This window comes from Lactimicrobium sp., assembly GCF_036453465.1.
Taxonomy (GTDB): domain Bacteria; phylum Bacillota_I; class Bacilli_A; order Erysipelotrichales; family Erysipelotrichaceae; genus Bulleidia.
The window spans coordinates 1-11,034 of the sequence record NZ_JAZHUW010000057.1 but is presented as its reverse complement, the minus strand read 5'-3'; the positions used below and the strand labels follow the sequence as shown (position 1 = coordinate 11,034).

Below are 11,034 nucleotides of genomic sequence, written 5' to 3'. Positions count from 1 at the left end.
CATATCATTACCTCCCTGAGGCTCTCACCTCTTACACTCATAATAGTAATCACTTGTTTAGCACTGTCAATAGTTAAGTGCTAAATTTTTTTGATATTTTTATTGATGATTCTCTGTCATATGATTATATGATCATGCATATATTTTAAATAATGTTTCTTATTATAATCATGTTTTGATATATGCATGCAAATCATTATTTCTTGTTGTAAGGCCATATAAAAAATCTGGCACATCATGATATGATATGCCAGATTTTATGATTTTATTGGCTGTTTCCGTGTTCAGTCAGCTGCGTTTCCTTCCGTTCCTTTTGTCTCCTGACTGTTTTCGGTATCTTCCTTTTGTTCTTCTGTTTCATCCTCTTCTTCCGGAGCCAGGATGGAGATGGTCTGAACTTTGGAATCACCCGAGACATTGATCAGTCTGACACCGGCTGCGCTTCTGGAATAGACAGAAACCTGTTTGAGGGAGATCCGGATGACAATGCCGTCATTGGTCATGATCATGCAGTCTTCATCGCCATTGACAGCTTTCATGCACACAAGGCTGCCTGTCTTTTCATTGATGCTGGCTGCCTTGACACCCTTGGCACCGCGGTTTGTCTGTCTGTATTCAGACAGCAGTGACTTCTTGCCATAACCGTTTTCACTGACGGTGAGGATATACTGTCCTTCGCTGTCCAGAGCCATGCCAATGACGGTGCTCCCATCGGTATTGAACCCCTTGACGCCCATGGATCCTCTTCCGCTTGGCCGGATGGTATCCTCAGCGAATCTGACTGCCTTGCCATTAGAACCTGCCAGAATGATTTCATTGTGGCCGGTGGTGCCTTTGACAAAGGCGAGTTCATCATCTTCACGCAGGGTAATGGCCTTCTTGCCATTTTTCATGATGGATTCAAACTCAGAGATCGGTGTTCTCTTGACTAAGCCGTTCCTTGTTGCAAAGAACAGATACTTGACATCATCATCGCCTGTATCAGCATATGGCACCATGGCCTTGACCTTCTCTGTCTTATCCATCGGGATGATATTGATCATCGGAATGCCCTTGGATGTTCTGGAGAATTCAGGAATGTTATAGCCCTTGATACGGAATACTCTGCCGGTGTTGGTGAAGACGAGCAAATAGTCATGGGTAGACATGTTAATGAACTGGTCAATGACATCGTCATGGTTGAGTTCCATTCCCTTGATACCCTTGCCGCCGCGGTTCTGTACGCGGTAGGTATCACTTGTCAGCCGTTTGACATAGCCATTGGATGACAGTGAGACAATGACATTTTCAACCGGGATGAGATCTTCATCATCCATGCTTTCCGGGGCATCAATGATTTCACTGCGTCTTGGTGTGTTGTACTTTGCTTTGATCTCCAGCAGCTCATCCTTGAGGATCTGAACGATTCTTTCATGATGAGCCAGAATATCCTGATAGTCTGCGATCTTGAGCAGCAGATCCTGGTATTCATTCTCGATCTTTTCGCGTTCCAGACCTGTCAGTCTTCTGAACTGCATATCCAGAATGGCCTTGGCCTGGATTTCATCCAGTCCGAAGCCGTCCATCAGTCTTGGCATTGCTTCATTGGCATCCTTGGAATCACGGATCGTATGAATGATCGCATCCAGATTATCGACCGCAATGCGCAATCCTTCCAGAATATGGGCTCTTTCACTGGCCTTTCTCAGATCATACTGTGTTCTTCTGGTAATGACCTCTTCCTGGAACTTGATGTAGCCGACAAGCATGTCCTTCATGGAAGTGGTGCGCGGAACACCATCGAACAATACGACGTTGTTGACACCGAAGCTGGACTGCAGCGGTGACAGCTTGTACAGCTGGTTCAGGATCACTTCCGGCTGGACATCCTTGCGCAGCTCAATGACAACTCTGACACCATCCATATTGGATTCATCACGCAGGTCCGTAATGCCTTCGATCTGTTTCTCACGGGCCAGGGCTGCGATCTTTTCGACCATCGTAGCCTTGTTTACTGCATAAGGAATCTCATAAACAACGATTCTCTTTTTGCCGTTTGCAATGTCTTCGATGCGGGTCTTGCCACGCATGATGATGGAGCCTCTGCCTGTTTCAAAGGCACGCTTGATGCCGCTGCGGCCAAGGATATAGCCGCCGGTCGGGAAGTCCGGTCCCTTGATGTATTTCATCAGCTCGACAGCTGTCATTTCCGGATTGTCCATGACGGCCACACAGCCATCGATCACTTCACCAAGATTGTGCGGAGCGACGTTGGTGGCCATGCCTACGGCAATACCCATGGAACCATTGACAAGCAGGTTCGGGAAGCGGGATGGCAGTACAACTGGTTCTTTCTCTTCACCATCGTAGTTGTCCTGCATATCTACGGTTTCCTTGTCCAGATCCCGTAACATTTCAACGGCGATCTTGGACATTCTGGCTTCGGTATAACGCATGGCAGCGGCACCATCGCCATCCATGGATCCAAAGTTGCCATGTCCGTCAACGAGTACTTCGCGCATGTTCCAGTCCTGGGCCATATAGACAAGGGCGCCATAGATGGAAGAGTCGCCATGAGGGTGATATTTTCCCATGGTGTCGCCGACGATACGCGCACACTTACGGTATGGCTTATCAGGACCATTGTTCATCTGATACATGGCATAGAGAATTCTTCTCTGTACCGGTTTCAGTCCGTCACGTACATCCGGCAGGGCTCTGGCCACGATGACGGACATCGAGTATTCCAGAAAGTCACGGCGGATTTCTCTGGACAAGTCTGTTTCGGTGATATTGCCCGGATCGAAGTTTTCTTCGTCAAATTCCATGAAGTCATCTAATCCCATACATTACCTCCTTTGATCAGACATCCAAATTCTCTACAAAGTGTGCGTTATCGATAATGAAACGCTTGCGGGGTTCTACTTCCTCACCCATTAACATACTGAAGTTGCGGTCTGCCTCCTCGGCATCATCCACGGTAACCCGGATCAGGGTGCGGTGCTTTGGATCCATGGTTGTTTCCCAGAGCTGGGAAGGATCCATCTCACCAAGTCCCTTATATCTCTGGATGGAAATCTTGGATCCCATCTCAGCCTTGACCTGTTCCAGCTGATGGTCGGTATAGGCATAACGAACACTGGTGCCCTTCTGTACCTTGTACAGAGGCGGCTGGGCAATGTAAACATGGCCTTGTTCCAGCACTGGTTTCATATAGCGGTAGAAGAAGGTCAGCAGCAGTGTCCGGATATGGGCACCATCAACATCGGCATCGGTCATGATGACGATCTTGTTGTAGCGCAGCTTGGATACATCGACTTCTTCCTTGATCCCGCAGCCAAAGGCCGTAACCATGGAGCGGATCTCATTATTATCAAAGGCACGTTCCTCCCTGGCTTTCTCAACGTTCAGGATCTTACCTCTTAAAGGCAGGATGGCCTGATAGTGAGAATCTCTGCCCTGTTTGGCAGAGCCGCCAGCGGAGTCTCCCTCGACGATATAGATTTCACAGATGCTGGCATCCTTACTTGAACAATCGGCCAGTTTGCCAGGCAGCGAACCCACTTCCAGCGGATTCTTTCTTCTGGTCATCTCTCTGGCCTTTTTGGCAGCGATTCTTGCCCGTGATGCCAGGGAGCACTTCTCGACGATGGCCTTGGCCTCATCCGGATTCTCCATCAGAAACTTTTCCAGCTGGGAGCCAAAGATATCTGAGACAATCTTTCTGACTTCACTGTTGCCAAGCTTTGTCTTGGTCTGTCCTTCATACTGGGGATCCGGATGTTTGACAGAGATGACAGCGGTAATGCCTTCCTTGCAGTCTTCTGTTGACAGGTTAGGGTCCTTGTCCTTGAGCAGCTTGGCATTTCTGGCATATTTGTTGATCTCACGCTGCAGTGCCAGGTTGAAGCCTTCCAGATGGGTGCCGCCTTCAACGGTGTTGATGTTGTTGCAGAACGTGTAGACAGACTGGTTGTAGCCATCGTTATACTGGATGGCTGCTTCGACCTGGATATCGGATTCATAGCCTTCGGCATAGATGATATCCGGGTTGATGACTTCCTTGTCCTTGTTCAAAAAGGCGACGTATTCACGCACACCGCCTTCATACAGGAAGGTGTAGTCACGCTTTTCAGGGTCTTCCATGCGTTCATCATGGAAGACAAGGCGGATGCCTTTGTTCAGGAAGGCTAGCTGTCTGAGCCGGTTTCTGACCGTATCATGGTCATAGACAGTCGTTTCCTGGAAGATGGTTGGATCGGCCTGGAAACGGACCGTAGAGCCATGTTTTTTGGGATCGCATGTGCCGATGACATGAAGAGGTGCGACGGCATGGCCGCCGTTTTCAAAACGGACAAAGTAGACTTTGCCATCATGATAGACGGTGACTTCCAGCCATGTGCTGAGGGCATTGACGACGGATGCACCGACGCCATGGAGGCCGCCGGAGATCTTGTAGGCACCGCCGCCGAACTTGCCGCCGGCATGCAGGACGGTGAAAATGGTTTCGATGGTAGATTTCTTGGTCTTGGCATTGGTGCCGGTTGGCATGCCGCGGCCGTCATCTTCAACCTGTACAGCATTGTTTTTATCAATGGTAACAGTAACGGTAGAGGCATAGCCGGCCATGGCTTCATCGATGCCGTTGTCAACGATCTCCCAGATCAGATGGTGCAGGCCGCGGGAAGAGGTTGTGGCAATATACATGCCCGGTCTTTTTCGTACTGCCTCCAGGCCGTCCAGAACCTGAATTTCGGAATCGTCATATTCCTGGGTTGCCTTCATGTCCAGTTCCTGGCCAATCACGGCATGGGAGATATCCGGCTCTTCCTGGAGAAGTTCTTCTTCCTCTTTTCGCCTGAAATCGTCTTCTGTACTCATAATGCCTCCATTTCTGTAATCGTACCGGCTTTGATCCGGTATTCTTTCATGTTGTCTGTCTTTAAAAATGCGGGAATGCTGGTCGCTGTCAGGATGCACTGGGATCCCTGGATCATTTTCAGCAGGGTTTCCTGCCTGGTCAGATCCAGTTCTGAAAGCACATCGTCCAGCAGGTAGATGGCATTGCGGCCGGTATTGTTTTCGATACAGGCGTGCAGAGCCATCTTATAGGCCAGCAGGATCATTCGTTTCTGTCCCTGGGATGCGGCTTCCTGTGCCCTTCTGCCATCCAGATCAAAGGTGAAGTCTTCGCGGTGAATGCCGGTGGTGGTCGTCTGATACTGACGGTCTTTCATCCGGCTTTCTTTGTGCATCTGCAGAATGTCTTCCTTGTCTGCTTCGCCATCCAGGCAGCAGGCATAGACGGCCTGTACCTGATGGGCTTCTTTGGATAAAGCATGGAAGAGATGGCCGAGGTTCTGGTTGATCTGGCTTGTGAAGTAGCGGCGGGCACGGATGATGATAGCTTCCTGTACAGCCATTTCTTCATCCAGCGTATCCAGGAATGTTTCATCCACCCTGTCCTGTTTCAGCACGATATTGCGCTGTTTGAGCAGGCTTTGAAAGCTGTAGAGGGCGTGCATGTATTTGTGTGAGATCTTGGCAATTTCCTGGCTGAGCAGGCGTCGGTGGTCCATGGGAGATGCCGTGAACCAGCCAAGATCATCCGGTGAAAAGAGAATGACATTGAGGATGCCGATGAAGTCACTGCTTTTTTTCATGGCACTGCCATCCACCAGCAGCGTCTTGCCTTTGGGAGTGATCAGAGCCCGCAGCTCTCTGTCTTCTTCCTTTTCATGCAGGGTGCAGCGAATGTCCGCATACTCGCAGCCGTCTTTGATCAGGCGGCGGTCATTGTTGATGCGGAAAGATCTTGTCAATGAGAGATAAACAAGGCTTTCCAGCAGGTTTGTCTTTCCCTGGGCATTATCACCCGTGATTACGTTCATGCCATCAGAGAAGGTGATTCCGGCCTGCTCATAGTTGCGGAACTGGCGCAGTTTCAGATTGCTTACATGCATCAGCCAACGACAAGCTTTCTGCCGCAGGCTTCCACGATATCACCGGGATACAGTTTTCTGCCTCTGTGGGTTTCAGGGATGCCATTGACGCTGACATTTTCCTGCAGAATCATGACCTTTGCTTCGCCGCCGGACTGTACCAGTCCTGCCTTTTTGAGAAACTGCTGAAGGGTGATATATTCTGTCTTTTCTCTGGTCATGACGGGCTCCTTTTCAAATGAAAAATCCACTCTTGAATTATACCATAAAAATGGTGATTTTTGCCGATGAACAAGGCATTTTCGAAGGGTCAAAGAAGGATGAAAACGGACTTTGAAAACCAAAAGAAAAACGCTCTTCTGAAACAGAAGAGCGCAATGTGATTGATCAGTTGTAGGTGCGGACCGGCAGAGCAAGCTGCAGGATGGTATCGTTGGCAGGATCTTTCAGGATGAATGGCTTCATTGGTCCGGAGAAGCAGATCTCAATGGTATCGCCTTTCAGTGCTCTGGCTGCCTGCTGTACATAGGCACCGGAGAAGCTGATATCAATTGGTTCTCCTTCAAACTTTGTGCCCTCTTCCATCAGAGACTGCTGGAAGTCGCCGATTTCCTGGGAGCCGTTGGAAAAGATGACATCGTCCTGGGAGCACTGCAGGCGGTTGACGGTCATGTTGTCGCTCTTGAAGATGCAGCGGTCAAGGGCACTGAGCAGTGTTGAACGCTTGATGGTCAGGGTGTGATGGAATTCCGTCGGGATCAGGCGGTCTGTATCCGGATAGCCGCCGTCAAGCAGTCTTGTCTGCAGCAGGATGGAGCCATTAAAGAACTGTGCTTTCTTGTTATTCTGGGCAATTTCAATATCCTTATCTGCCTCCTGTAACATGATGGCTTTGACTTCATTGAGACTCTTGGCCGGAATGGTGACACGGAAGGTAAGATGGCTGGCAAAGGGAATGGTCTTCTTGGCCAGGCGGTAGGAGTCGGTTGCCGTGCATTCCAATACGCCGTCATGCAGGGCAAAGTTGACGCCGGTCAGTACCGGACGTGTTTCCTGATCACTTGCTGCAAAAGCAGTTTCTTCGATGATTTCTGCCAGCTGGCCGGCTTTGGTTGTAATGGCATCGGCAGGCTTGGAAAGATCGATGGTTGGATAGGTATCGGCTTTCATGCCATTGATGCGGTACTGGGCATTCTGTCCTTTGACCATGGTCAGAGCGCCGTCAATGATTTCCATATGCAGGATATCGCCGTCAATCTTATGGACGATGTCCAGCAGGTATTTAGCATCAATGACAACGGCACCTGCTTCTTCAATGGTCAGGTTGAGATCTTTGTCCTGTTCATTGATTAAGGATGTCTGGATAGCCAGGTCGTTGTTGCTGGCAGTAAGAACGAGAGAATCTGGGTCAATGGCGTTGATTTTGATGCCTTTCAATACGGGCAGCGGACTGTTTGGTGAGATCGCATGGGCGACGTTCTGCAGGGCTGCGTAGAATTTGTTTTTGGATACGGTGAAGTTCATGGCTGTGGGCCTCCTGTCTGTTATTTTATATCTTTTATAAGGCTTATTATTACTAAGCCTGTGGAAACTGTGGATAAGGCATGAAATAGCCTGTATTTATCGTGTTTTCTGTTATTTTCCTGGTGTGGATAACCGGTGGATAAGTGTGGAAAACTTTTTACTGCTTGATGGAATTTTCAATCTGCTGGATGGCAGTTGCCATGGCAGGATCATTCTTGATCTGGCGGCTGACTTTGGTGCAGGCTGAGATGATCGTGGAGTGATCACGGCCGCCGAATTCTTCGCCGATCTTGATGTAGGACAGATTGAGCAGATGCCGGCACAGATAGATGGAGATGTGGCGGGCATTGGCGATGTTCTTGGTGCGGGTCTTGGATGTGATCTGCTGGTGGGTCAGGCCATAGTAGTCTGCCACCGCCTGGATGATTTTCTTTGGAGAAAGACCGGTTTTGTCAGAGACAACGGCCTGTGATTTCAGGGCGTTCATGACGGTTTCAAAGCGGATGACGCCGCCGTCGGGCTGGAACTGGATGGCGTAGAAGAGAACTCTGTTCCATGCCCCTTCCAGGTTTCGTACGTTGCCGGAAAAGTTGGAGGCGATGTAGGCCAGTCCTTCCGGATCGACGTCCTCAATGCCGTAGCCGTTCTGGCGGATTTTCATCTGCAGGATGGCCAGGGAGGTTTCAAATTCGGGGGAATCAATGCCCACGCTTAAGCCGCTGGAGAAGCGGGAGATGAGTCTGTCTTCGAGGCCTTTGATTTCATTGGGCTGGCGGTCGGAGGCAATGCAGATCTGCTTGCGGTTATTGATCAGTTCGTTGTAGATGGTAAAGAAGATTTCGTGTGATTTTTCTTTGCCGGCTAAAAACTGGATGTCATCGATGAGCAATAGATCAACTGAGTACATATAGCGCTTGAACTGCTCGATCTTGTTATCGCGGATGGCATTGACGACAGTTTCAACGAATTTCAGTGATTCTGTGTAGTAGACTTTGCGGGTGGGATCGTTCTTCAATACGTAGTTGGCAATGGCCATCAGCAGGTGTGTCTTGCCAAGGCCGGAGTTGCCATAGATGAATAAGGGATTGAAGAACTGGCCGGGTTTGGCAGCGCATGCCAGGGCGGCGGCATGGGATTCCCGGTTGCAGTCACCGACGACGAAGTTGTCAAAGGTACGGTCTTTCTGAATGGGCATGGATGGGAAAGATGCCTCATCGAGATCCTGCGCAGGAAGGCTGTTAGAACGCATGACATTGTGCAGGTCATCCTTCCGGCATATTTCTACCGCAATGGGTGAATCGGCCTGCAGAATGTCTGTAAATGCGGCTGAGATCATTTCTGACTCCGGCTGCAGAATCTGCTTGTTTACGATCGTCGGGGCGAGGATGACAGCCTTGGATGATGTCAGATCATACAGAGAGCAGGGACGATAAAAATTATCGATGATCTCTGGTTCCATATTGCAGTTCATCTGCAGATATTGCAGTACCTTCCCCCAGACATCCTGAAGGTACATATCTTTGTTCTCTGTTATCATGAAAACTCCTGTATTGCTTGCTTACAGCACGACTATTGTAGGCATGCACGCTGGTAAAATCCACATGAAAATTGTTGAAAACTATTTTCTCCACAATGGCATTAAAAGCAGAACATACGATAAATACAGGTTAAAAGAAAGTTTTCCACCATTTTCCACAAAATTCAGGGTGTGGAAAATTTGTGGAGAAAATATCCACATTGTGCAAAACTCACAAAATTGTGGAAAATCATCAGAACATGACTTGTTTTTAACATTTTACTAACACGAAAAAACATGCATAAATACTGGATATTTTGCTGTTTTCAACAGTTTTCAACATATGTGGAAAACTTATTTTGTGGATCGGGGAAAACACTGTTGAAAAGTGCTATGAGAATCCTGTTCTCCACCGTGCAAAAAGATGTGTGACAGTGGAAAAGTCAGCTTGTTTACAGGCTTTTTACAATATGTGGAAAACTTCAGGCTTGGAAAGTTATCCACTGTGGAAGAGATCACTGCGGCATGGCTTTTCCACAAAAAAAGCACCTCAAAAGAGGTGTTGGTATTTCATGTGTTCCATCGGATCGTGCCGCTTTGAAGGACTTCCAGGCAGCGGATCATGGTGCCGGGCAGCTGGTATCGCTTGAGGCGGTTGACATGGATGATTTCGGGGATGTAGGAAGGTTCAATATACTTTGATAATGCGGTGCGGACTTCTTCCGGATTCGGGCAGAGTTCGCAATAGTATACGATTTTATCCGGGGCCAGGGTTGAAATCAGACAGAGGCAGGAAATGGAAAGCATTTTCAAATCGGTGTCCGGGGTGATGTCGTCATGGTTCAGATCCGGGCAGTATGCCTTGAGCAGGTGGTGCATTTCACCGGCATGGTGGGCATAGCCAAGGCGCAGCTTACCGTCGATGATGATGCCGGCACCGATGTCGATGCGGCCATGGGGCATAAAGCAGAAGGCCATATCATCACTGTCCTCATGCATGGCATGGTAGCCGAGGGCCATGGCATTGACATCGTTGAGGATGATGGTCGGGTGGTGATAGCGGTTTATGATGGCGGTGGCGAGGTTGTAATGCTGGAAATCAGAGTCTTCCAGGTTCAGGGTGCCATGGTTGGCAACGCCGGGAATGGAGATGCCGATGGCATCAATATTGTGATGGCGTGTCAGGACATAATCCAGCAGGTCGAATAAGTCCTGCAGGGTGATATTTGGCTTGATAACTTCTTTGTCCAGTGTTTTATTGCCATGGTCATAGATCCGATAGCCAAAGCGTGTCTGCTGGCGGTGGTTGATGACGGCAATGGTCAGGATGCGGTACGGGTTGTCATAGAGGGAGCGCAGCGGGATGTTTTCTTCACTGATGGCTTCATCGATGTGCTGGTGGTATTCCTTCTGCAGCAACGTGAGCATACGGCCGGCATCATAGGTAGCGAAAATATCAGGAGGAATCCGGATGACGATCTGTTCATGGAAGACTTCTTTTACTTTTTTGTACTGGAAGTGGATCTGCGGGGCCAGCAGGATGATGTCGCAGTCAAAGCCTGCCTTGTAAAGATCGGAGAAGCTGACAGCGGAAAAAGTGAAGTCTTCATGGAGTATGTCAGCGGCCTGAGTGAGCTGCTGGGCAAAGAAGGATGTGGTGAGTCCGGATGTGCAGCACAGTACAACTTTGAGAATGCGTTTCCGGGCGGTATTGTGCAGGGAAACAAGCATCTGCTGGATCAGATCCTGATCATGTTCTTTGTCTTCAATATGAAAGTGCAGATAGAAGGTCGTCTTGTCTTCTTTATCAACGATGGCGAGCTCAACAATATCTTCCGGATAGATGGTGATCGTACCTTTTGCCATTGGTGAGACAAACCTGTATTGATCATGTTCTTTGATCATGTCAAAGCCTTCTTCATGCAGGCTTTCAATCCATTTGCAGCAGTCTTCCTTTGTCCATTTCATACTTTCATCGTTAACTTCTCCTAAAGTATAACCAAGAGAGCTTCTGAATACAGAGAATCATCAGATTTCATCGGATGATTTTCGCTTCGAAAGCTCTTTTCTTTC

7 protein-coding genes are annotated in these 11,034 nt (G+C 48.8%); all 7 read right to left on the bottom strand.

Annotated features, from left to right (window positions below):
* Positions 1 to 284: 284 nt before the first annotated feature.
* Entirely contained in the window at positions 285 to 2,825 is a 2,541-nt protein-coding gene (gene gyrA, locus SOI44_RS10255) for a DNA gyrase subunit A (RefSeq protein ID WP_331349120.1), read from the bottom strand.
* A gap of 16 nt (positions 2,826 to 2,841) precedes the next feature.
* Entirely contained in the window at positions 2,842 to 4,764 is a 1,923-nt protein-coding gene (gene gyrB / locus SOI44_RS10250; RefSeq protein WP_331349121.1) for a DNA topoisomerase (ATP-hydrolyzing) subunit B, read from the bottom strand.
* Between the two features lie 92 nt (positions 4,765 to 4,856).
* On the bottom strand, positions 4,857 to 5,942 hold the full coding sequence (gene recF / locus SOI44_RS10245) for a DNA replication/repair protein RecF (protein ID WP_331349119.1): 1,086 nt from the start codon (positions 5,940 to 5,942) through the stop codon (positions 4,857 to 4,859).
* Entirely contained in the window at positions 5,942 to 6,142 is a 201-nt protein-coding gene (locus tag SOI44_RS10240) for an RNA-binding S4 domain-containing protein (RefSeq protein WP_331349118.1), read from the bottom strand. Before SOI44_RS10240 ends, recF begins: the two co-directional genes overlap by 1 nt.
* A 166-nt stretch (positions 6,143 to 6,308) precedes the next feature.
* Complete coding sequence (gene dnaN, locus SOI44_RS10235) at positions 6,309 to 7,445, bottom strand: DNA polymerase III subunit beta (protein ID WP_331349117.1); 1,137 nt, start codon at positions 7,443 to 7,445, stop codon at positions 6,309 to 6,311.
* Between the two features lie 157 nt (positions 7,446 to 7,602).
* Complete coding sequence (dnaA, locus tag SOI44_RS10230) at positions 7,603 to 8,982, bottom strand: chromosomal replication initiator protein DnaA (RefSeq protein ID WP_331349116.1); 1,380 nt, start codon at positions 8,980 to 8,982, stop codon at positions 7,603 to 7,605.
* 549 nt (positions 8,983 to 9,531) lie between these two features.
* The gene (locus tag SOI44_RS10225) at positions 9,532 to 10,929 is read right to left on the bottom strand and encodes an ROK family protein (protein ID WP_331349115.1); all 1,398 of its coding nucleotides are present in this window, start codon (positions 10,927 to 10,929) and stop codon (positions 9,532 to 9,534) included.
* Positions 10,930 to 11,034 lie beyond the last annotated feature (105 nt).

Excerpts from the sequence above, each read along its gene's own strand:
- SOI44_RS10240 (WP_331349118.1), bottom strand. The coding sequence starts at position 6,142 with ATGACCAGAGAAAAGACAGAATATATCACCCTTCAGCAGTTTCTCAAA.
- gyrA (WP_331349120.1), bottom strand. The coding sequence starts at position 2,825 with ATGGGATTAGATGACTTCATGGAATTTGACGAAGAAAACTTCGATCCG.
- dnaN (WP_331349117.1), bottom strand. The coding sequence starts at position 7,445 with ATGAACTTCACCGTATCCAAAAACAAATTCTACGCAGCCCTGCAGAAC.
- recF (WP_331349119.1), bottom strand. The coding sequence starts at position 5,942 with ATGCATGTAAGCAATCTGAAACTGCGCCAGTTCCGCAACTATGAGCAG.
- SOI44_RS10225 (WP_331349115.1), bottom strand. The coding sequence starts at position 10,929 with ATGAAATGGACAAAGGAAGACTGCTGCAAATGGATTGAAAGCCTGCAT.
- dnaA (WP_331349116.1), bottom strand. The coding sequence starts at position 8,982 with ATGATAACAGAGAACAAAGATATGTACCTTCAGGATGTCTGGGGGAAG.
- gyrB (WP_331349121.1), bottom strand. The coding sequence starts at position 4,764 with ATGAAGGCAACCCAGGAATATGACGATTCCGAAATTCAGGTTCTGGAC.